General features: G+C 70.5%; 19 protein-coding genes, 1 pseudogene and 1 riboswitch. Of the genes and pseudogenes, 11 read left to right on the forward strand and 9 right to left on the reverse strand.

The genetic code is table 11. From position 1 onward, the window contains the following. The first annotated feature begins 182 nt into the window (after window positions 1-182). Window positions 183-497 carry a hypothetical protein gene (locus tag I6J71_RS02820; protein ID WP_204093291.1) on the forward strand — a complete coding sequence of 105 codons (315 nt, stop codon included), beginning with the start codon at window positions 183-185 and terminating at the stop codon, window positions 495-497. On the opposite strand, the gene I6J71_RS02825 is transcribed toward I6J71_RS02820, so the two are convergent. Next, entirely contained in the window at window positions 481-1,065 is a 585-nt protein-coding gene (locus I6J71_RS02825) for a class I SAM-dependent methyltransferase (protein WP_204093292.1), read from the reverse strand. The two genes, I6J71_RS02820 and I6J71_RS02825, sit on opposite strands and share 17 nt — an antisense overlap. Before the next feature lie 82 nt (window positions 1,066-1,147). Between I6J71_RS02825 and I6J71_RS02830 the strand changes: the two genes are divergently transcribed. Further along, window positions 1,148-1,909: a helix-turn-helix domain-containing protein gene (locus I6J71_RS02830; protein WP_204096830.1), complete on the forward strand. Its 762-nt coding sequence runs from the start codon at window positions 1,148-1,150 to the stop codon at window positions 1,907-1,909. Here the strand turns inward: I6J71_RS02830 and I6J71_RS02835 are convergent. Next, window positions 1,860-3,428 carry a dolichyl-phosphate-mannose--protein mannosyltransferase gene (locus tag I6J71_RS02835; RefSeq protein ID WP_204093293.1) on the reverse strand — a complete coding sequence of 523 codons (1,569 nt, stop codon included), beginning with the start codon at window positions 3,426-3,428 and terminating at the stop codon, window positions 1,860-1,862. The two genes, I6J71_RS02830 and I6J71_RS02835, sit on opposite strands and share 50 nt — an antisense overlap. A gap of 40 nt (window positions 3,429-3,468) precedes the next feature. Between I6J71_RS02835 and rsmI the strand changes: the two genes are divergently transcribed. Then, window positions 3,469-4,308 (forward strand): 16S rRNA (cytidine(1402)-2'-O)-methyltransferase, encoded by an 840-nt coding sequence (gene rsmI / locus I6J71_RS02840; RefSeq protein ID WP_204093294.1) that lies wholly within the window; start codon window positions 3,469-3,471, stop codon window positions 4,306-4,308. Between the two features lie 324 nt (window positions 4,309-4,632). On the opposite strand, the gene I6J71_RS02845 is transcribed toward rsmI, so the two are convergent. Next, entirely contained in the window at window positions 4,633-5,181 is a 549-nt protein-coding gene (locus tag I6J71_RS02845) for a QsdR family transcriptional regulator (RefSeq protein ID WP_204096831.1), read from the reverse strand. A gap of 90 nt (window positions 5,182-5,271) precedes the next feature. Between I6J71_RS02845 and I6J71_RS47540 the strand changes: the two genes are divergently transcribed. Further along, window positions 5,272-6,228 carry an NADPH:quinone oxidoreductase family protein gene (locus tag I6J71_RS47540; RefSeq protein ID WP_239154390.1) on the forward strand — a complete coding sequence of 319 codons (957 nt, stop codon included), beginning with the start codon at window positions 5,272-5,274 and terminating at the stop codon, window positions 6,226-6,228. 15 nt (window positions 6,229-6,243) lie between these two features. Here the strand turns inward: I6J71_RS47540 and I6J71_RS47545 are convergent. From I6J71_RS47545 to I6J71_RS02870, 5 genes and pseudogenes are all read right to left on the reverse strand, one after another. Further along, a pseudogene (locus tag I6J71_RS47545) lies at window positions 6,244-7,474 on the reverse strand (aminodeoxychorismate synthase component I); the annotation flags it as partial. A gap of 45 nt (window positions 7,475-7,519) precedes the next feature. Continuing rightward, window positions 7,520-8,131 carry a GH25 family lysozyme gene (locus tag I6J71_RS02855; protein WP_204093295.1) on the reverse strand — a complete coding sequence of 204 codons (612 nt, stop codon included), beginning with the start codon at window positions 8,129-8,131 and terminating at the stop codon, window positions 7,520-7,522. 96 nt (window positions 8,132-8,227) lie between these two features. Beyond that, on the reverse strand, window positions 8,228-8,992 hold the full coding sequence (locus tag I6J71_RS02860; RefSeq protein WP_204093296.1) for an ABC transporter permease: 765 nt from the start codon (window positions 8,990-8,992) through the stop codon (window positions 8,228-8,230). Next, the gene (locus I6J71_RS02865; RefSeq protein ID WP_204093297.1) at window positions 8,982-9,977 is read right to left on the reverse strand and encodes an ATP-binding cassette domain-containing protein; all 996 of its coding nucleotides are present in this window, start codon (window positions 9,975-9,977) and stop codon (window positions 8,982-8,984) included. Before I6J71_RS02865 ends, I6J71_RS02860 begins: the two co-directional genes overlap by 11 nt. A gap of 103 nt (window positions 9,978-10,080) precedes the next feature. After that, complete coding sequence (locus tag I6J71_RS02870; RefSeq protein WP_204093298.1) at window positions 10,081-10,665, reverse strand: PadR family transcriptional regulator; 585 nt, start codon at window positions 10,663-10,665, stop codon at window positions 10,081-10,083. 75 nt (window positions 10,666-10,740) lie between these two features. Between I6J71_RS02870 and metG the strand changes: the two genes are divergently transcribed. The 4 genes from metG to rsmA all read left to right on the forward strand — a co-directional run bounded on the left by metG (window position 10,741) and on the right by rsmA (window position 16,176). Continuing rightward, a complete protein-coding gene (gene metG, locus I6J71_RS02875) occupies window positions 10,741-12,534 on the forward strand; it encodes a methionine--tRNA ligase (protein ID WP_204093299.1) in 1,794 nt (597 codons plus the stop codon). A gap of 127 nt (window positions 12,535-12,661) precedes the next feature. Continuing rightward, window positions 12,662-13,489, forward strand: a complete 828-nt coding sequence (locus I6J71_RS02880; RefSeq protein WP_204093300.1) for a TatD family hydrolase — start codon at window positions 12,662-12,664, stop codon at window positions 13,487-13,489. Between the two features lie 423 nt (window positions 13,490-13,912). After that, window positions 13,913-15,298 carry a resuscitation-promoting factor gene (locus I6J71_RS02885; protein WP_204096832.1) on the forward strand — a complete coding sequence of 462 codons (1,386 nt, stop codon included), beginning with the start codon at window positions 13,913-13,915 and terminating at the stop codon, window positions 15,296-15,298. Between the two features lie 38 nt (window positions 15,299-15,336). Continuing rightward, a complete protein-coding gene (rsmA, locus tag I6J71_RS02890; protein WP_204093301.1) occupies window positions 15,337-16,176 on the forward strand; it encodes a 16S rRNA (adenine(1518)-N(6)/adenine(1519)-N(6))-dimethyltransferase RsmA in 840 nt (279 codons plus the stop codon). Here the strand turns inward: rsmA and I6J71_RS02895 are convergent. After that, window positions 16,167-16,751 carry a TetR/AcrR family transcriptional regulator gene (locus I6J71_RS02895; protein WP_204093302.1) on the reverse strand — a complete coding sequence of 195 codons (585 nt, stop codon included), beginning with the start codon at window positions 16,749-16,751 and terminating at the stop codon, window positions 16,167-16,169. The two genes, rsmA and I6J71_RS02895, sit on opposite strands and share 10 nt — an antisense overlap. Window positions 16,752-17,123: 372 nt before the next feature. After that, a riboswitch (SAM riboswitch) is annotated at window positions 17,124-17,215 on the forward strand. 211 nt (window positions 17,216-17,426) lie between these two features. On the opposite strand from I6J71_RS02895, the gene I6J71_RS02900 reads away from it, so the two are divergent. The 3 genes from I6J71_RS02900 (at window position 17,427) to I6J71_RS02910 (ending at window position 21,382) form a co-directional block, all read left to right on the forward strand. Then, window positions 17,427-18,431: a methionine ABC transporter ATP-binding protein gene (locus I6J71_RS02900; RefSeq protein ID WP_204093303.1), complete on the forward strand. Its 1,005-nt coding sequence runs from the start codon at window positions 17,427-17,429 to the stop codon at window positions 18,429-18,431. A gap of 172 nt (window positions 18,432-18,603) precedes the next feature. Then, complete coding sequence (locus I6J71_RS02905) at window positions 18,604-19,572, forward strand: 4-(cytidine 5'-diphospho)-2-C-methyl-D-erythritol kinase (protein WP_204093304.1); 969 nt, start codon at window positions 18,604-18,606, stop codon at window positions 19,570-19,572. A 37-nt stretch (window positions 19,573-19,609) separates the two neighbouring features. Continuing rightward, window positions 19,610-21,382, forward strand: coding sequence for an ABC-F family ATP-binding cassette domain-containing protein (locus I6J71_RS02910; RefSeq protein ID WP_204093305.1), 1,773 nt, complete (start codon window positions 19,610-19,612; stop codon window positions 21,380-21,382). Window positions 21,383-21,437: the final 55 nt, after the last annotated feature.

The following is a 21,437-nucleotide window of genomic DNA, read 5'->3' on the forward strand; positions in this document are numbered from 1 at the left end:
CGACAACGAGATCCATCGGAAGTCCCTGCCCGACCCGGCCGCACCGCCGGACTGGCCGCGGTGGATGCGCCGGGTGGCTTACCGTGGCGCGTAGGTCACCGGCCACTGTCCGAGCGGGGCTGCCCGTCAGACCTCGCGCCCATCTCCAGTTCTCGCGCATCCCGGGTCTGCCCCGGTGGGCGTTGACCGACGTCCACCGCGTCGAGGCGACGGTGCTGCGGCCTGGAGACGTCGGCGACGCGCTTCGCGATCTGCGACGGCACGCGCGCAACCCTCGGCGGCTCGAAGCTCACCGGGTGGCCGGCTGCCCCTGCGGTGAGAACCTGATCCGCTGGACCTTGGAAACGGTGCTCCAAGCCCTGCCGGGGCGAAGCCGCGCCGCACTGCGTGCGCTCATCAAGCCGCTCGACGACGAGTTCCGCCGCAGGACGGTGCTCGACCCCTCGGCGCCACCGGAGTGGCCGTGGTGGCAGCGACGCGTCACCTACTCGCGGTGACCGCCGGTTTCACCGCCGAGAACTCCAGCCGCTCCTTCTGCCGATGCCGCACGTCCACCTCACCGAATCCGGCCGCCGAGAGCCGCGCGGGCAGTGTCGCGGCGTCGACCACGTTCATCGTGTCGCCGAGGTGCAGGAGGCGGAAGCGCAAGCTCAGCCGGCTGTCGGTCCCGCAGTACACGCCGCCGGGGCGCAGCACCCGGCAGGCCTCGCTGAAGATCGCGTTCTGCAGCGCAGCCGTGGGGACGTGGTGGAGCATCGTGAAGCACACAACAGCGGAGAAGCGGCCGGCGTCGAAGGGCATGTCCGCACCGCTGCCTTCGACGACGTCGGCGCGCGAGCCGAACGAGTCGCGCAGCAGCGAAGCCGACGCCGGGTCGATCTCCAGCAGCGTCAGGCGTGGCACCACGTCGAGCAGGACGCGCGTCGTGGCGCCGAAGCCGGGGCCGATTTCGAGGACGTCGTCGCCGAGGTCGAAGCGGGAGAGCCACGGCGGCAGCACCTCGGCGATCATCGACGCCCACTTCTCCGACGAACACAGGCGGCGGTGGATCAGGTTCATGGGCATACCCACGACGGTAGAAACCGCGGGCGGTGACCGGTAGGCGATAGACTGACAACTCATGTCGTGGGACGGTCACGCCGGGGCGATGCTGCTGGGTGAGCTGCGGTTGTCCGCCGGCTCCTGGTACCCGTGGCACGAGCACCCGGTGCACCAGCTCGTCTGGGCCGCGGAGGGTGTCGTGGCCGTCGGCATCGGGGAGGCGCACTGGGTGCTGCCGCCGACGCGCGCGCTGTGGGTGCCCGCGGGTGTTCCGCACCGCACGGGCGCCGTGGGCAACGCCGAGCTGCGCGGCGTGTACGCGGACCCGCTGCAGTGCCCCGTGACGTGGGCACAGCCGCGGATCGTGCAGGTCGGGCCGTTGCTGCGTGAGCTGCTGGAGTACCTCACCGGCAGCCCCGCCGACGGCGCCCGGCAACGCGCCGAGGCCGTCGTGTTCGACGTGCTGGAGCCGTTGGACGTCGCGCCGATCGTGGTGCCGTCGCCGGCGGATCCGCGGGCGCGCGACGTCGAGGCGATGGTGCTCGCCGACCCCGCCGACCGGCGCGGGCTGGCCGAGCTGGGCCGCGCGGTCGGGGCGAGCGAGCGGACGCTGGCGCGCGCGTTCGTCCGCGACTGCCGCATGACGTTCGGGACCTGGCGCACGCAGGCGCGGCTGCGCGCGGCGCTGCCGCTGCTGGCCGAGGGCCTGTCGATGACGACCGTCGCGCACCGCGTCGGGTACGCGACGGCGAGCGCGTTCGTCGCGGCGTTCCGGCGGGCCGTCGGTGTGCCGCCCGGTGCCTACTTCGCCGCGACTGTCACCGCCACGAAGGCAGCCACATCTCGGCGTTCCACTGCGCAGTCGTGACGGGCAGGCCGTTCAGGATCGGCCACAGCCAGGCGAAGTTGGCCACGACGAGTCCTGTGTAGAGCGCGACGACGAGCAGCCCGGTGCCCCGGCGCTCGAAGCCGAGTTTCGCGCCGCCGAGGATCTGGCCCAGCGCCAGCACCAGGCCGAGCACGAGGAACGGAGCCATCGGTGTGGCGTAGAAGAAGTACATCTGCCGGTCGATGTTCGTGAACCAGGGCAGCAGGCCGGCGAAGTAGCCGGTGAGCACGGCGGCGTAGCGCCAGTCGGCGCGGAAGAGCCAGCGCCACAGGCCCCAGCCGAGCATCGGCAGCGCCAGCCACCACATCGCGGGCGTGCCGATCAGCATCGTCGCGCCGACGCAGCGCGACTCGCCGCAGCCTGTGACGTCGCCGTCGTAGTAGTAGAGCATCGGGCGCAGGCCCATGGGCCACGTCCACGGCTTCGACTCCCACGGGTGCGGGTTGTCCTTGGGGGTCAGCAGCGTTTCGTGGAAGTGCAGGACGTTCAGCGAGTAGTCGCCGAGCGAGCGCAACGCCGGCGGCACCCAGGCGAAGAAGCCGGGATCGAGGTCCTTGATCTCGGTGTAGTGCCGGTCGGTCGCGGTGTCGCTCGCGAACCACGCCCAGAACGCCGCCAGGTACATCAGCAGCGGGATCACGACGATCGCCCACAGCGCGGGCGCGACGTCGCGCCGGATCGTGCCGACCCACGGCCGCTCGACGCCCGCCGCGCGCCGCGCCGCGACGTCGAAGAACACCGTGAGCAGCCCGAACGCCGCGATGTAGTACAGGGCCGACCACTTGACGCCGAACGTGAGCCCGATCATCACGCCCGCGGCGAAGCGCCACCAGCGGAACCCGAGCTTCGGCCCCCAGGCGGATTCGTTCACCCAGCCTTCGCGCACGGCCACCGCGAGCCGTTGGCGCACCTGGTCGCGGTCGCACAGCACGCACGCGAACGCGGCCAGCACGAACAGCGCGATGAAGATGTCGAGCATGCCCATCCGCGACTGCAGGTGCAGCACGCCGTCGCAGATCACCAGGACACCCGCGATGCCGCCGAGCAGCGTCGAGCGCGTCAGGCGCCGCGCGACGCGGATGGTCAGCAGGATGATCAGCGTGCCCGCGAGCGCCGGCATGATGCGCCAGCCCCAGCCGTTGTACCCGAACAGCCATTCGCCGACGGCGATGAAGTCCTTCGCGAGCGGCGGGTGGACGATCAGCTCGTAGCCGGCGTTGTCCTCGTACCCGCCGTTGCGCAGCATCTGCGCGGCTTGGGGCACGTAGTGCTTCTCGTCGAAGACCGGCGTGCCCTTGTCGGTGGGGAAACCGAGGTTCTGGATGCGGATGATCCCGCCGATCACCGTGAGGACCAGCGTGACGACCCAGCTGCGCAAGCGGTCGGTCGGCATGCCCCGGCCCAGCAGGGTGGCCTCGCGGTCGGTCGGCGGACGGAGCGCGTCGACCGGGTCCGGCCGCACGCTCTCGTCGTCGGGACGGGTCAGCAGCGCGGTCACGGGGCCTGATACTACGACGTCGGTCGTTAGGCTGACGTGCATGTCCACTCCGCCCGGCCGGCTCGTCCTGGCCGCCACCCCCCTCGGCGACCCTGGTGACGCGTCGCCCCGCCTGGTCACCGCCCTGGGCACCGCCGAGGTCATTGCCGCCGAAGACACCCGCCGGCTGCGTGCCCTTGCTGCCGCGCTGGGGGTTTCCCCGTCGGGCCGGGTCGTTTCGTTCTACGAGGACGTGGAGACTTCGCGGCTGCCGGGGCTGCTGGACGCCCTGCGCTCGGGCTCGACGGTCCTGCTGGTGACCGACGCGGGGATGCCTTCGGTGTCGGACCCCGGGTTCCGTCTGGTTTCGGCTTGTGTGGCCGAGGATCTGCCGATCACCTGCCTGCCCGGCCCCTCGGCCGTGACAACGGCGCTGGCTTTGTCCGGTTTGCCTTCGGACCGGTTCTGCTTCGAGGGCTTCGCGCCGCGCAAACCGGGGGAGCGGGCGCGGTGGTTCGCGGCTTTGGCTTCCGAGCCGCGGACGGTGGTGTTCTTCGAGTCGCCGCACCGGCTGGGTTCCTTGCTGGCGGACGCGGTGTCTGCCTTGGGGGCTTCCCGCCGGGCGGCCGTGTGCCGGGAGTTGACCAAGACGTACGAAGAGGTCAAACGCGGCACTTTGGCTGAGCTGGCTTCGTGGGCCACTGATGGGGTCCGCGGCGAGATCACGGTGGTGCTGGAGGGCGCCGTAGCGCCCGCGGTGTCGGTGTCGGATTTGGTCGACCAGGTCGCGGCTCGGGTGGCCGCCGGGGAGCGGTTGAAGGCCGTGGCGTCCGAAGTGGCGGAGGGGGCTGGGGTGTCCAAAAAGGACCTGTATGACGCCGTGGTGGCTTCCCGGAAGTGACGACTCCTGACCGAGACACTGCACGTGGCGTACGACGCCATCGATGATCGCGAAGCGTTGCTGGTCAGGGGTAGCCGCGGTGGGCCGGAGCAGGTTGGCGGACGAGGTTGAGTTCAGGCTTCGCGGATTGGTCGCGAAGACGCTGGAAGTGGGAGAAGTCGCGGACTGGGCGGCGGAGCGGTTGCCGGAGTTCCCCGGTGGCGCCCGAGAAGAACTACGACGACGCGTGGCCACGCTGAGGAAGCTCGCCGAGGTTGCGGACCAGGGCGAGATGGGTGAACGAGTCAGCCGGAGTGTGTCGACGTGTCGGTGCCGGATTAGTGGTCAGCCCAACAGGGCCGAAACGGCGGCATGCGCTTTCGCCGCATCAGGCTCATCACCCGTGATCACGTCCGTGTAGATGAAGGATTCGCCCAGCCGCACGAGGACATACGCGAGGTCCGGAACGGGGAGCGGGGCGGCCAGCCGACCCGCCGAGGCCTCCGTTTCCAGGAGGGCCGAGAGCTTCTCGATGGTGCGCGACTGGACCACGCTCGCCTTCGTCGTCAGCAAACGCAGCGCGCGCTCCGGCTCTCGTTGCAGGAAGGTCCGGAAGGCCGCGGAGCCGTTCACCGTCGAGACGAACGCGCCGATCGCATCGGCGATCCCAGCGGCGCCGCGGCCGGTGAAGGACACGTTGTCGAACACCAAGGACGTCTCGGACCACAGGACTTCGCCCAGGAGGTGGTCGCGGCTGCCGACCCAGCGGTGGAGGGTGGCGCGGCTGACGCCCAGTTCCGCGGCCAGGTCGCGCATGTCGACGCGGCGGCCGGCGAGGAACCAGGCGCGGGCCAGGGCGAAGGCGGTGGCGGGGTCGGGGCGCGAGGCGAACATGTCGATGACCGGAGACGTTAGCACAGAGTGTCGCACGGATGAGACATCTGGCAGAATGTCTCAACAACGACGAACGAAAGAAGAGAACCGATGCGCGCTGTGCAGGTGACCGAGTTCGGTGGGCCCGAGGTGCTGAACCTCGTCGAGCTGCCGGAGCCCGAGGCCGGGGCCGACGAGGTCTTGATCGACGTCGACCGCATCGGGGTGAACTACGCGGACACGCACCAGGCGGAGAACTCCTACCTCGCCCCCAGCAAGCTGCCGCTTGTGCCGGGTGGGGAAGTGGTCGGCCGGACGCGGCAAGGCAAGCGGGTGGTGGCCCTCATCAACAGCGGTGGGTACGCCGAGAAGGCCGTCGCGGACAAGCGCATGGCGTTTGAAGTGCCGGAGAACGTCGACGACCTCCACGCGCTCTCCATGCTCGTCCAGGGCGCTACCGCTTGGGTTCTCCTGCGCAAGAACGCCCACCTCGAGCCCGGCGAATCCGTCGTGGTCCACGCGGCCGCCGGTGGGGTCGGGTCGATCGCCGTGCAGCTGGCGAAGGCGTGGGGCGCCGGCCGGGTGATCGCGACCGCCAGCACCCCCGAGAAGCGCGAGCTCGCACAGGAACTCGGTGCCGACGTGGCGGTCGACTCGAACGCCGAGGACATGACCGAAACCCTGCTCAGCGCCAACGGCGGCAAGCGCATCGACGTCGTTCTCGACATGGTGGGCGGCGCGACGACGGACCAGAGCATCGCGGCCCTCGCACCGTTCGGGCGCCTCGCGTTCTACGGCATGGCGAGCCGGCGGCAGCCGAAGGCCGTGGAGCTCAGGAACCTGCTCGGCCACAGCACGACGATCACCGGCATGTGGCTGCCGCACGTGTTCCGCCTGCCCGGCAACGTGTTCGGGACCGCGCTCGCCGAGCTGTTCGGGCTCATCGAAAAGGGTGAGCTCCGCGCCATCGCCGGCGGCGAGTACGCGCTCGAAGACGCCCGCGCTGCCCACGAAGCGCTTCGTTCCCGTGGCACGGTCGGCAAGCTGTTGCTCGACCCGCGCAAGTAGCCACCCGGGAGGAGTGGCCAGGAGTGCCTCCAGCGGCGCCGCCTTGTGGAGGCACTCCTGCCACTCCGCCGCGCTGTCCGAATCGGCCGTGATCCCGCCGCCGACGCCCAGGGAAATCCGCCCAGAAGAGATCTCGAACGTCCGGATCGCCACGTTCAGCTCCAGCCCCGCCACGGGCGAGAGCAGACCGACCGCGCCCGTGTAGACGCCACGCGCCACCGGTTCCAGTGAAGCGATCTCTGCCAGGGCCCGGATCTTCGGCGCGCCCGTCACCGAACCCGGCGGAAAAGTCGCCTCCAGCAAAGCAGCATCCGACACGCCAGGCGCGACAGATCCCTCCACAGTGGACGTCAGGTGCCACACCCCCGGCGCCGGGTGCACCTCGAGCAGCGACGGCACCACCACACTCCCGACCGAGCACACCCGCCCCAGGTCGTTGCGCACGAGATCGGTGATCATCACGTTCTCGGCCACGTCCTTCACCGACTTACGCAGCAGCGCGGCATTTCCGTCGTCGAACGCACCCCGCCGCGGCAACGTCCCCTTGATCGGCGTCGAGCGCACCCGCCGCCCGTGCCGCGCCAGGAACAGCTCCGGCGACAGCGACACCACCGACCCCCACACACCCGAGACGAACGCCGAACGGGAAGGCGCCGGCCGGCGCACCCCTTCGGCGAACAGCGCCGCCGGCGACCCCGAGAACGAGCCCGTGAACCGCGTGCACACGTTCGCCTGGAACAGGTCCCCCGCCTCGATCGACGCCACGCACGCCTTCACCGCCTGCTCGTGCTCGAGCGCGGGAGGTCGTCGCAACGAAGAAGCCGTCCACGTCAAGGGGGCAGCAGACCCGAGCGCGAGATCCACAGTGGACAGCGGCGGCTCCGGGTCGTCGGCCAGCGACTCGAACCAGCACACCCCCGCCGCGTCCCACCGCAGCACGTGATCGGCCCACCCCCAAGCCGACGCCGGCACCCCCGACGACCTCCCCGACGGATCCGTCAGGTCGTAGGCCAGGTAGCCGAACCACCCACCCCCGACGCACCCCGGCGGAGCGGAAACATCCGGACCCGAAGGAAACGGCCCCGGGGAGACTTCCGCGAACGGAGCCACCACCGCGTGCGACCCGAACCACGACCCGCACAACGCCGCCGGCTGGCAACCCCCGGGAATCAGCGAAGTCCGACAACAACTCGACGGCGCGTGAAGGGGTCACGTCCGTCGTCAACCGCTGCCGGGAGAACCGCACCCGCACATCTTGCCAACGAACACCGGCACAACGGGAGAACCGTGATCAGAGCAGCACATCGGACAACGTGAACGGGTAGACCACCGCGTCCTGCGCCACCGGTCCCGCGATTCCCGCCAACCCCGAGTACGCGTGCTGGTGCAGCCCCAGCCGGGCGTGGAACCACCCGGGCCGGCCGGCGATGCCGTTGTGCCGCACCAGCCACAGCACCACGTCCGGATCGGCCCAGCGGTCGGGGTGCAGCCGGTGCGCCCAGCAATCGTGGCCGGCGTACACGAGCACGCGCCGGATCCGGGCCGCGTGCCGCACGTGCTTGATCCACGACTTCACGAACCGGTCGTCCACGCTCTGCGCGTCCACTTCCAGCGCGGGCGCCAGCGACCCCGGCGCGAACGCGCCGAGCTTGCTCGCCGTCCGCACGAAGTGGTCGGCCTGGTCGTGCACGGCGCCCGGGCGCGCGTAGTGCCGTGCGCCCGTGTGGATGCCGGCGTGCTGCGCCGACGCGAGCGTCCGCTCGGCACCAGGGTCGCTCCAGTTCACGTTCTCGCTGATCGTCACGGACGCGAACCGGATTTCGGCGGCGCGCACCGCCGCCCAGTCGAGCACCTGCTCGCGGTGGGTGAGGGTGAGCCCTCGCTCGGTCTCCGGTTCCGTCACGCTGCGCCCCTGCCAGCCCTACGTCGGGTGAGAGGCCACCCTACGTCGGGAACACGGGCGCAGCGCGGCCCCGGCCCGGCGTGTCCCGGGCTTTGATCAGGCGTTTTCCCGTTGGAACGTGCGGGTTCCCCACCAGATCGCGAGCACGGCCATCACGAACACCACCACGCTGCCGGTGAACAGCGCGTCCATCGAGAAGTCGCCGCGGAAGCTGTTGCGCTCCACGTCGACCACGTGCCGGAACGGGTTGATCTGCGAAATGGTGTACAGCCACTTGGGCGCCAGCCCGGCCGTGATCGGGATGAGGATGCCCGACAGCAGGAGCAGCGGCATGAGCACCGCGTTGAGCAGGGCCGGGAACGACTCCTCGCTCTTGAGCGTGAGCGCCAGCGCATACGAGCACGACGCCAGCGTCAGCGCGAGCAGGAACACGATGAGCAGGCTCAGCAGCACGCCACCGACCGGTGCGTCGAGGTCGAACACCAGGTACGCCAGCACGATGATCAGCACCGACTGCACCACGGCCTGCAGCGCGTTGGCCAGCACCTTCCCGAGCAGCAGCGCCGCGCGGCTCACCGGCGTGACCCGCAGCCGCTCGACCACGCCGGAGCGGTAGTCGGCCAGCAGGGAGAAGCCGACGAACGAGCTGCCGAACAGCGCGAGCTGCGCGATGAGCGCGGGCGTGAGCACCATCCAGCCGTCGACGTCCGACAGGCCCTGCGCGTTGAGCGTCTTCACGAGCAGCGGCCCGAAGAAGAAGAGGTACAGCAGCGGCTGCATGATCCCGATCAGCAGCCACGCCGGGTTCCGCAGCGCGGCGGTCATGTCGCGGCGGAAGATCAGCCACGTGTCAAGCAACACCGGACACCTCCGGGGCGGCGGGCTGCTGCTCGGCGTCGCGCAGGGTGCGGCCGGTCAGCGTGAGGAACACGTCGTCGAGCGTCGGGCGCGTGACCTGCATGGACGTCATCGCGATGTCCTTCGCGTCGAGCGCGCGCAGCAGCTCCGGCATGGCCGTGTCGCCGCGCGGCACGCGGAAGCGGATCGTCCCGTCGGTCACGTCGAACTCGTGCGCGCCCGCCAGCTGCCGGGCCACGTCGGCCGCCTCCGTGGCCACCGCGGGGTCGACGCCGATGACCACGCCGTCGCCCGACACCCGCGACTTCAGCGAGTCGGGCGTGCCCTCGGCGACGATCCGGCCGTCGTCGATCACGATCAGCCGGTCGGCCAGCGCGTCGGCCTCGTCGAGGTAGTGCGTGGTCAGGAAGATCGTCACACCGTGTTCGGCGCGCAGCCGGCGGATGTGGTCCCACAGGTTCGCGCGGCTCTGCGGATCGAGCCCGGTGGACGGTTCGTCGAGGAACACGAGCTCGGGGCTGTGGATCAGCCCGAGCACGATGTCGAGACGCCGGCGCTGGCCCCCGGACAGCGTCTTCGTGAGGCGCTGGCCCAGCCCCGCGAGGTCGAGCTGCTCGCTCAGCACCTCGCCGCGCGCGATCGCGTCGGCCTTCGACAGCCCGTAGAGCCGGCCCTGCAGCTCGATCTCCTCGGCGACGCGCACCTCCGGCGACGAACCCCCGCCTTGCGCGACGTAACCGATGTTGCGCCGGACCCCCAGCGGGTCGGTGAGCAGGTCGTGCCCACCGACCGTGGCCGTTCCCGCGGTCGGTCTCAGCAGCGTGGTGAGCATGCGCAGGGTCGTGGTCTTGCCCGCCCCGTTCGGGCCGAGGAACCCCACCAACTCGCCGGCCGCCACGTCGAGGTCGACCCCCTTGACGGCGTGGACTTCGCCCCCGCCCCGGCCCTTGCGGCGGAACCGCCGCTGGAGGCCGCGTGCCGTGATCATGAAAACCCCTCTCCACCCAGAGATCAACTAGTCAAGTTTGACCAATCGACGAGCACACTGTGCCCGAGGGAAATTCGCTAGTCAAATTTGATTACGCCGAGGATCACCCGGGGCCGCGGAACAACGGGTCGGGGTCGTCGGCCATCACGTACTCGCCCTTCTCGAGCCGCTCGATCAGGTTCTCGAGCCACGTGTGGCTGGCCCCGGAGATACCTGCCCACAGCCGGAACAGCTCGACGACGTGCGGCGGCTGGCCCCAATCGGCCTGCTCTTCGAGCATCAGCCGCGCCCGGCGTTCCTCACCCTCCAGGTGCACGAGCCGCTGCCGCAGCAGGCTGATCGCGTGCGCGCGGGGCAGCGCGGGCATGAGCCCGATGCCCGCCGACATCTCGGGGTGGCCCACCTCGGGGTCGGACAGGGCGCGCGTGAGCAGCAGCTGGAACTCCTGCTCACCGTCGGTCGTGAGCCGGTAGGCCACGCGGTCCGGGCCGGCGTCACCCGGCTCGACGTCCACCTTCTCCAGGAGGTTCTCCGCGGCCATCTTCTTCAGCGCGTGGTAGATCGACCCGGGCTGCACGTTGGCCCACTTCTCGGCGGACCAGGTCAGCAGCTCGCGGCGCACCTGGTAGCCGTGCGCCCGGCCGAACATGCGCACCACTCCGAGCACGAGCAGACGCGTCGCCGACACCGCGTTCTCCCTTCGCGTCCCGTCCGACAATGCCGCTGAAGAATGCCTTGGGCGGTTTCCGTAGGCTAAACAGGTATGAGCACCCCTGTGTTGACCGCGGTGGCCTGGCCCTACGCCAACGGCCCCCGCCACATCGGCCACGTGTCCGGATTCGGCGTCCCGTCCGACGTCTTCTCCCGCTACCAGCGAATGGCCGGCAACCGGGTCCTCATGGTGTCCGGGACCGACGAGCACGGCACCCCGATCACCGTCCAGGCCGACAAGGAGGGCCTGACCCCGCAGCAGACCGCCGACAAGTACACGCGCCAGATCGACGAGGACCTGCGCGGTCTCGGCCTGTCCTACGACCTGTTCACGCGCACCACCACCGGCAACCACGCCGAGGTGACGCAGCAGATCTTCCTCGCGCTCAACCGCAACGGCTACGTCGTGCCGAAGACCACGCGCGGCGCGATCAGCCCGTCGACCGGGCGCACGCTGCCCGACCGCTACGTCGAGGGCACCTGCCCGATCTGCGGTTACGAGGCCGCGCGCGGCGACCAGTGCGACAACTGCGGCAACCAGCTCGACGCGGCCGAGCTCATCAACCCGCGCTCGCGCATCAACGGCGAGACGCCGAAGTTCGTGGAGACCGAGCACTACTTCCTCGACCTGCCGGCGTTCACCAAGACCCTCGGCGACTGGCTGGCCACGAAGACCGACTGGCGGCCGAACGTCCTCAACTTCACGAAGAACCTGATCGACGACATGCGGCCGCGCCCGATCACGCGCGACCTCGACTGGGGCGTGAAGATCCCGCTCGACGGCTGGCGCGACCAGCCGCTCAAGCGCTTCTACGTGTGGTTCGACGCCGTGATCGGTTACTTCTCCGCCAGCGTCGAGTGGGCCCGCCGCACCGGGCAGCCCGACGCGTGGCAGGAGTGGTGGAACAACGCCGACGCGCGCGCCTACTACTTCATGGGCAAGGACAACATCACCTTCCACGCCCAGATCTGGCCCGCGCTGCTGCTCGGCCACAACGGCGACGGCGACCATGGCGGCGAGCCCGGCAAGTACGGCAAGCTGCACCTGCCCGACGAGATCGTGTCGAGCGAGTTCCTCACCATGAGCGGCTCGAAGTTCTCGACCTCGCGCGGCACCGTGATCTACGTGCACGACTTCCTGCGCGAGTTCGGCCCCGACGCGCTGCGGTACTTCATCTCCGTGGCGGGTCCGGAGACGCAGGACACCGACTTCACGTGGGACGAGTTCGTCCGCCGCACCAACTTCGAGCTGGCCAACGAGTGGGGCAACCTCGTGAACCGGTCGATCTCGATGGCGCACAAGAACGTCGGCGCCATTCCGCGCCCGGACGCCCCCGCGCCGGCCGACGAGGAGCTCAAGCAGCTCTCGCGCAAGGCGTTCGACACCGCCGGCGCCCACCTCGCCCGCTCGCGCTTCAAGGCGGCGGCCTCGGAGGCCATGCGCGTCGTCACGGCCGCGAACCGCTATCTGTCGGACCAGGAGCCGTGGAAGCTCAAGGACGACCCGGCCCGGCGCGACACCGTGCTGCACACCGCGCTGCAGGTCGTGTCCGACGCCAACACGCTGCTGACGCCGTTCCTGCCGCACTCGGCGCAGAAGGTCCACGAGGCCCTCGGCGGCACGGGTGTGTGGGCCGCGCAGCCGGAGCTGCAGGAGGTCGAGGACCTCGACATCCCCGGCCGGATCAACCCGATCCTCACCGGCGACTACGCGGGTGAGCAGGCCAAGTGGGAGTCGAAGCCGATCGAGGTCGGCCGTCCGCTGCCGAAGCCGACGCCGCTGTTCACGAAGCTCGACCCGAAGCTCGGTGAAGACGGCCCCGAGTGGGCGCCGATCATCAAGTAACACTGTCGCGGTGCAGAAGGGCGCTCTGGGGACACCCCGGGGCGCCCTTCTGCGTGCCACGCAACTCCGCCTGCCTACCCCCACCGCCCTCAACGGAGTCGCTTCGCGACGCAGTAGTTTCAGGGGCATGGGTGAAGACAAGCGCGAGTTGCCGCCGATCCCCGACCGCCTCCCGGCCGCCGTGGTCGACGCGCACACCCACCTCGACGCGTGCGGGGCCGTGACGGCCGCCGACGTGACCGCGATGGTCGACCGCGCCGAACGGGCCGGCGTCGCCCGCGTGGTCACCGTCGCCGACGACCTCGCGGCGGCGCGCTGGGCCGTCGACGCGTCCACGTGGGACCCGCGCGTGTTCGCGGCCGTCGCCCTGCATCCCACGCGCACCAAGGATTTCGGCGACGCCGAAAAGTCCGAAGTGGAGCGTCTGGCCGCCGCCGAGCGCGTGGTCGCGGTCGGCGAGACGGGCCTCGACCACTACTGGGACTACTCGCCGCACGACGCGCAGGAAGACGCGTTCCGCTGGCACATCGACCTCGCCAAGCGGCTCGGCAAGACGCTGATGATCCACGACCGCGACGCCCACGAGGACGTACTGCGCATCCTCGACGAAGAGGGCGCGCCGGACACCGTCGTCTTCCATTGCTTCTCCGGCGACGAACGCATCGCGCGCCGCTGCCTCGAAAAGGGCTACGTGCTGTCCTTCGCGGGCACGGTGACGTTCAAGAACGCCCGCGCCCTCCACGAGGCGGCCCGGCTCGCCCCGGCGGGCCAGTACCTCGCCGAGACCGACGCGCCGTTCCTGACGCCCCACCCGTTCCGTGGGCGCCCGAACGAGCCCTACTGCACCGCCTACACCGTCCGGCACCTCGCGGCGCTCAGGGGCGAAGCCGTTCACGAGGTCGCCGATGCGGTCCGGACCACGGCCGAGCGGGTGTACCACTTGCCCGGGGCTTGATTTCACGCTGTCACAAGGGGTTGCACGGATTGCGACGTTCAGGGAGCTTGATCGCCCACACTGCCGAGTGACACAGGTCACGACACTCCGGGGGGTGTTTGCGCAACCCGGCGACCTCCGTTACTGTCCCGTGATCGTGCCGGTCGGTACCGCGAAGGCGGATGCCGGCTGATACGCCCACAGTCACGTCAGTGCACGTCGGGGAAGCGGAACCGAGGTTGGTACGACTCGGAACCGTGACGATGGCGCTGGCTGGGGGTGTCGGACTTGAGAGGCGCACCGAGCGGTGCGTCGCGACGAAGGACGGGTAGTGGCGACACTTCCTGCCCTGGGAAAGGGAACGACCCGGTGACTGGTAGTCGGCAGGGTGGCGCGCGCCATAGCGCGGACAGCCCCTACTTCACTTCCGCTGGTTCGGTGGCCGTGCTCGACCGCGAGCTCGAGGACACCGCGTACGGGGAGCTCGAGTTCTCCGACGAGCTGTACGTGACCGAGCAGGACGTGCTCGTCGCACTCGGCCCCGACGCCGACGCGCTGATGGCCGAGATCGACGTCGACGTCGACGAACTGATCCGGCTGATCAACGCCGAGACCACCATGCTCCCGCCGCTGTCCCTCCCGGACGAGGTGGCCGAGGACCGCACCGCCGCTCCGGAGACCAAGAAGGTCGCCGTCGAGGAAGGCCTGCGCGAAGCCACCCGCACCTGGAAGCGCCGGTTCCTCAAGGGCGCCGTGCTCGCCGTCATGATCACCGTCGGCGGCGGCGGTGCCGCGGCGCTGGCGATGAACAAGAGCGTGACCGTCGACGTCGACGGCCAGGAGCGCACCGTCCACAGCTACGGCGACACTGTCGGCGAGGTCCTCGAGGACGCCGGCCTGTCCGTCGGCGCCCACGACTCGCTCTCGCCGTCCCCGCAGGCCGCGGTCGGCGACGGCGGCGTCATCAAGCTCGAGCGCGGCCGCCAGCTCAACCTGGTCGTCGACGGCGTGGCCCGCCCCTCGTGGGTGCGCGCGACCACCCTCGGCGAGGCCATGACCCAGCTGGGCATGGGCGACCTGATGTCGCAGGGCGCGTGGACGTCGATGCCGGGCAGCGGCGAGCTGCCGCTGCAGGGTTCGACCGTGCAGGTCAAGACCCTCAAGCACATCACGCTGTTCGACGGCACCAACGCGCCGCGCCAGATCACCACCAACGCGGTGACCACCAAGGAGTTCCTCTCCGACTTCAAGATGAGCCTCGGCCCGGACGACGCGGTCCAGGGTGGTCTCGACGTCTCGCTCAAGGACGGCGCCGAGGTCCACATCAGCCGCATGGGCGTCTCGATGGTCAACCAGCAGGAGACCATCGACCCGGACGTGCAGAAGGTCGACGACCCGACGCTGATGAAGGGCCAGACCACCGTTCAGGACCCGGGCACGCCGGGCCAGAAGATGGTCACCTACAAGGTCACCAAGAAGAACGGCGAAGAGGTCTCGCGCGAGCAGGTCTCGGTCAAGATCCTCGTCGAGGCCAAGGCGAAGATCATCAAGGTCGGCACGAAGACGCCGCCGGACCCCGCCATCGGCGACGGTTCCGCGTGGGACCGCATCGCGGCGTGCGAGTCGGGTGGCAACTGGGCCATCAACACCGGCAACGGCTACTACGGCGGCCTCCAGTTCGACAAGCGCACCTGGGACGCCTACGGCGGCGACCAGTACGCGTCCCTCCCGAGCCAGGCGACCCGCGCCCAGCAGATCTCGGTGGCCGAGAAGGTCCGCGACGCGCGTGGCGGCTACAGCGCCTGGCCGGTGTGCGGCCAGCGGGCCTGAGTTCCTCCCCTTCCGCGGCAGCTCGGTAGGCTTCTCCGGTGGTTGAACTGCTGGGGCCTGCCGAGATCCGCGCGCTGGCCGAAGAGCTCGACGTCCGGCCGACGAAGAAGCTCGGCCAGAACTTCGTGCACGACCCCAACACGGTTCGCCGCATCGTCGAGCTGGCCGGGGTGGGGCCCGGGGACGTCGTCCTCGAGGTCGGTCCCGGTCTGGGTTCGCTGACGCTGGGCTTGCTGGACGCCGGCGCGTCGGTCGTCGCGGTCGAGATCGACCCCGTCCTGGCGAATCGCCTGCCGTGCACCGCCGCCGAACGCGCTCCTGAGGCCGCCGACCGCCTGACCGTCGTCGGCGCCGACGCGCTGCGGATCAGCTCGGCCGATTTGCCAGCTTCACCGGTCTCGCTCGTGGCGAACCTGCCGTACAACGTCGCGGTGCCCGTCGTGCTCCACTTGCTCGCCGAGCTGCCGTCGCTCGCGCGGGGGCTGGTGATGGTGCAGACCGAGGTCGCCGACCGCATGGCCGCGGGCCCCGGCAGCCGCATCTACGGCGTGCCGAGCGTCAAACTCGCCTGGTACGGCCCGGCGCGCAAGGTTGGCGCCGTGCCGCGGTCCGTGTTCTGGCCGGTGCCGAACGTCGACTCGTCACTGGTGGCCTTCGAACGCGGCCCGGCCGTTTCGGACATCGACCGCCAGCGCCTCTTCGACGTCGTCGACGCGGCGTTCTCGCAGCGCCGCAAAACGCTCCGGGCGGCGCTCGCCGGCTGGGCGGGATCCGCCGACCGCGCCGGGAAACTCCTCGCGGCCGCGGGGATCGACCCGAAGACGCGGGGTGAGCAGCTGGCCGTCCAGGACTTCGCGAGGATCGCCGCTCAAGCCTGAAACAGGCGGTCGAGGTGGTAGTCCAGCGTGACGAGGACCTCGTCCGGCGTGAACCGGCCGTGGAGCACGTCGAGGCCGAGGCCGGTGAGGCCGGCGACCAGCAGGTTCGCCTCCAGCCGGGGCTGCGTGCCCGGCGGGAGCACGGCGCGGCGCAGCAGGCTGGTGACGAGGTCTTCGATCGGCGTCTCGTCGTGGACGAAGGCCTGCGCGAGCTGTGGGTCGCTGTGGGTGCGGCTGAAATAGGCGCGGTGGACGCGCAGGGAGAGTTCGCGTTCGGCGTCCAGCGGCAGCAGCTCGGTGAGCAGGGTCCGCACCACTCCGCGCACGCTCTGGTCCAGCTGCGCCGCGATGCGGGCCTGCGCCCGGCGCTCGCCGCGTTCGTGGAGGTAGCGCAGGGCGAGCACGAGCAGGTTGTGCTTCGTCTCGAAGTAGTACTGCACGAGCCGCAGGGACACCCCCGCCTCGGCCGCGACCTCGCGCATGCTGACCGCCTCCAGCCCCAGGTCCGCGGCGATGCGCCAAACCGCCGACGCGATCTCGCGCCGGCGCTGCTCGTGGTCGGTCCGGCGCGGCATGGTGGTACAAGTGTATCCGATACGGTTGTATCACAGAGTCGTGTGACGGACGCCTGCCGGCGCCCCGCCAGCAGGACGGTTGTCCGGTTGGGAAGACGAGGTGTCTCGTGATGGCGAACTACTTCGCCGGGCCGTCAGCCGACGCAGCGTCGTCCGGCAGTGGGAGATAGTCGGCCAAAAGCCCTCTGGGCCAAGAAAATCGTGCGTCCACAGTGGAGATGGGCGTCGGTGTTCTCGCTCGGAAGCAATTCGGGGACGGAGCGATCCCCGCCCACGATGTGGCGGCGCGTGTCCCGGTATCCGGGCACCACCACTCGTGTGATCTGCACCAACGCGCTTGCGTTCACCCAATGGGATCGGCTTTACTCAGAACGTCCATCCCGAGCGACTGAGAGACCTGGCTCGACGAAGTCGCAGCAACCACCCTCCGGCAGGGCAGGTGCTACAGCCAGGACCGATGGAGGCTGTTACCGATGAAGAGGGTTGCCCGCCCGCTCCTGTTGACCCGGCGGCGTGTCGTTGACGAAGGTCGCCGCACGGTATGTGCGTGTCGACGCTCCATGGCGAACATCTGATCTTCTTCCGCCTTTTCGCACACCGTCCGAAAAGGACGGTTATTCGGTGACGTCCGGCGCGCCCGGGAACGGTGCTGCGCCCACTGCCAGGAGCATCTTCGTGATCACTGTCGAAAACGTGTCCAAATCCTTCGCCACCAATGGAAATCCGGTTCCCGCGCTGCGTGACGTGAGCGTCGACGTGCAGGCCGGTTCCCTCTTCGGCGTGGTCGGCCCGGCCGGCTCCGGCAAGTCGACCCTCGCCCGCTGCATCGCGCTGCAGGAGCGCCCCGACCGCGGCGTCGTTCGGCTCGACGGCCTCAACACCGCCGCTCTCGACGGCCGCCGGCTGCGTGAGGTCCGCCGCCAGCTGGGTGTCGTCGGCACCAAGCCGGAGCTGCTCGCCGAGCGCACCGTCGCCGGCAACATCGCGACGCCGCTGGAGCAGCTCGGCGTCGACGGCCCGCAACGCAAGAGCCGTGTCGGCTCCCTGCTCGACCTCGTCGGCCTCACGGCGCGCGCCGCGCAGAAGCCGGGCGACCTGACGGCCGGCCAGCTCCGGCGCGTCGCCGTCGCCAAGGCGCTCGCCGCCGGCCCGGCCGTGCTGCTCGCCGACGACCCGACCTCGGGCATCGCTCCGGAGGAGGCCGGTGCCGTGCTCGCCGTGCTCGACCGGGCGCGCGCGGAGCTGGGTACCACGGTGCTCGTCACCACTCCCGACGCCAGTGTCGTGCGCCGCGTCTGCGACGACGTCGCGGTGCTCGACCACGGGGCCGTCCTCGAGCGCGGGCACGTGCTGGACCTGATCGCCGAGCCCGGCAGCTGGATCGCCGACGCCGTGCTGCCGGCGATCGAGACGTCCCGAGCGCAGGCCGCGAAGTACGACCGCTCCGCCGACGTGATCCTCATCGGCTTCGCGTCCGTCGGCGCCCTGCTGCCCGAGGCGGCCGGCCGCTTCGACGTGGAGGTCGCCACGATCGGGGGCGGGATCACCCGCATCGGCGACACGCCGATCGCGCGGTTCCGCATCGGCCTGCGCGGCGAGCGCTCCGACGCCGCCCTGGGGTGGATCGCCGACCGCGGCGCGCACGTGGCCCAGCCGGTGCGCGCGGCCGTCGCCGCCTGACGCAAGTACGGGAAGGGCCCCTCGGACACGTGCCGAGGGGCCCATCCGCGTCGCCCCGGACCCGCGTCCGGTACTTCGGGGTCCCGTGTCCGATTCTTCGGGACAGCTGTCCTGAAAACGCCTGTTTTCTCCTGGTGGGGAGCCCGCTGCCCAGGCCACGTAGGCTGGACAGGTGCTCGCCGTCGTACCACCACCAGTCACCGTCCGGGTCCCGGCCAAGGTCAACCTGCACCTGGCCATCGGTGACCTGCGCGAGGACGGTTACCACGACTTGGTCACCGTCTTCCAGGCGCTTTCGCTCACGGACGAGGTGACCGTCGCCGCCACAGAAGAACCGGGGCTCGAGGTGTACGGCGAGGGGGAGGGCTCGGTGCCCGCCGACGCCACCAACCTCGCTTGGCGCGCGGCCCAAGAGCTCTCGTCCTACGCCGGCCGCCAGGAGGGCACCGACCCGAAGGTGCGGATCGTGCTGCGCAAGGGCATCCCGGTCGCCGGCGGCATGGCGGGCGGCAGCGCCGACGCGGCCGCGACGCTCGTGGGGCTGGCCTCGCTGTGGAAGCTCGACGTGACGCGCGACGAGCTCGCCGCCATCGCCGGCAAGCTCGGCAGCGACGTCCCCTTCGCCCTCTACGGCGGCACCGCGCTCGGCACCGGCCGCGGCGAGCAGCTCGTGCCCGTGCTGTCGCGGCACACGTTCCACTGGGTGCTCGCGTTCGACACCGAAGGCCTGTCGACGCCGAAGGTGTTCGGTGAGCTCGACCGGCTGCGCGTCGACGGCAACCCGCCGCGCATCGGCTCCCACACCCCCGTGGTCGAGGCCCTCGCGTCGGGTGATCCGCGCCAGCTCGCGCTGCTGCTGGGCAACGACCTGCAGGCGGCTGCCGTTTCGCTGCGGCCGGGCCTGCGCCGCACGTTGCGTGCCGGCGTGAATGCCGGCGCGCTCGCCGGCTGCGTGTCCGGCTCGGGGCCGACGTGCGCTTTCCTCTGCGCCGACGCGCAGACGGCGGTCGAGGTGGCCGCGGAGCTGTCAGGTGCCGGCGTGTGCCGCACGGTGCGCGTCGCCCACGGCCCGGTGCCCGGCGCGCGCGTCGTGGGCGGCGACGACGCCCCGCGCAACGCGCCCCCGCGCGTGCACGCGTGAGTATCGAGTCCACTGTGGAAAGGATCGGCTGAAGCGGATGGCCAACCTGGTCAACCTGGAGTCGGTGAGCAAGTCGTACGGCGTGAAACCGTTGCTGGACGGTGTTTCGCTCGGTGTCGCGGCCGGCCAGCGCATCGGCGTCGTCGGCCTCAACGGCGGCGGCAAGACCACGCTCCTGGAAGTGCTGTCCGGCTTGACTGAGCCGGATTCCGGCCGGGTGAGCCACGTGCGCGACCTGCGCATGGCGGTCGTCACGCAGCGGACGGAGCTGCCGCCGGGCAGCACGGTCGGCGACGTCGTGCTGGCCCGCTACGGCGCCGAGCACGAGTGGGCCGCCGACGCGCGCGTTCGGTCCATTGTGGATGGTCTCGGGATCACCGCCATCGGTTTGGAGACGCCGACCACGAACCTGTCCGGTGGCGAACGGCGGCGCGTCGCGCTGGCCGCGGCGCTCACCGGAGAGCTCGATCTCGTGGTGCTCGACGAGCCGACCAACCACCTCGACATCGAGGGGGTGCGCTGGCTCGCCGACCACCTGCTCGCGCGCCGCATCGCCGTGGTGGTCGTGACCCACGACCGGTGGTTCCTCGACACCGTCGCGAGCCTCACGTGGGAGGTCGCGAACGGCCGCGTCGAACAGTACGAAGGTGGTTACGCCGACTGGATCTTCGCGCGCGCTGAGCGCGCGCGGCTGGCCGCGACGGCCGAGGAGAAGCGGCAGAACCTGGCGCGCAAGGAGCTGGCCTGGCTGCGCCGGGGGCCGCAGGCACGGTCGTCGAAGCCGCGCTACCGGGTCGAAGCGGCCGAGGCGCTGATCGCCGACGTGCCGCCGCCGCGCGACACCGTGGAGCTGATGGCGTTCGCCAAGCGCCGTCTCGGCAAGACGGTGGTGGAGCTGGAGGACGTGTCGCTGCACGTCGGTTCGCGGTCCCTGCTCGACCACGTCACCTGGCGCATCGGTCCGGGTGACCGGATCGGTCTCGTCGGCGTCAACGGCTCCGGCAAGACCTCGCTGCTCAAGCTGCTGGGCGGCGACGTCGAACCCGAGACGGGCCGGCGCATCGAGGGCAAGACCGTCGCGCTCGCGCACCTGCGCCAGGAGCTCGACGACCTGCCCGCGGACCTGCGGGTGCTGCAGGCGATCGAGCAAGTGGCCGGGCGCGTGGTGTTCGGCAAGCAGGAGATGACGGCGTCACAGCTCGGCGAGAAGCTCGGCTTCCCGGCCGAACGCCAGTGGACCCCGGTCGGCGACCTCTCCGGCGGCGAGCGGCGCCGCCTGCAGCTGTGCCGCCTGCTCATGGCCGAGCCCAACGTGCTGCTGCTCGACGAGCCCACCAACGACCTGGACATCGACACCCTGCAACAGCTCGAAGACCTCCTCGACGGCTGGCCCGGCACGATGGTCGTGGTCTCCCACGACCGTTACCTCGTGGAACGCGTCTGCGACGCCACGTACGCCCTCTTCGGCGACGGCCGCGTCACCCACCTCCCCGGCGGCATCGACGAATACCTGAGCCGCCGGCAGACGCTGCGCTCCGTGGCCCCGCGCCGCGACGCCGCCGTCGCTCCGGAGAAGGCCGAGGCCAAACGTGGCGCCGCGGAGATCCGCGCGGCGCAGAAGGAGCTCGGCCGCCTCGAGCGCAAGCTCGACCAGCTGCACTCTCGCGAAGAGAAACTGCACGCCGCCCTGTTGGAAGCCGCGACGGACCCCGACCGGCTCATCGCCTTGAACACCGAGCTGAAAGCCCTGCACACGGAGAAGGACGACGTGGAGGCCCGGTGGCTGGAGACGTCCGAACTGCTCGACTGACCAGGCCCGGGCAACCCGTTCACGCCACCGCAGGCGAGCGTTGACAACCAGACAG

It is taken from the genome of Amycolatopsis sp. FDAARGOS 1241 (assembly GCF_016889705.1).
Taxonomy (GTDB): Bacteria; Actinomycetota; Actinomycetes; order Mycobacteriales; family Pseudonocardiaceae; genus Amycolatopsis.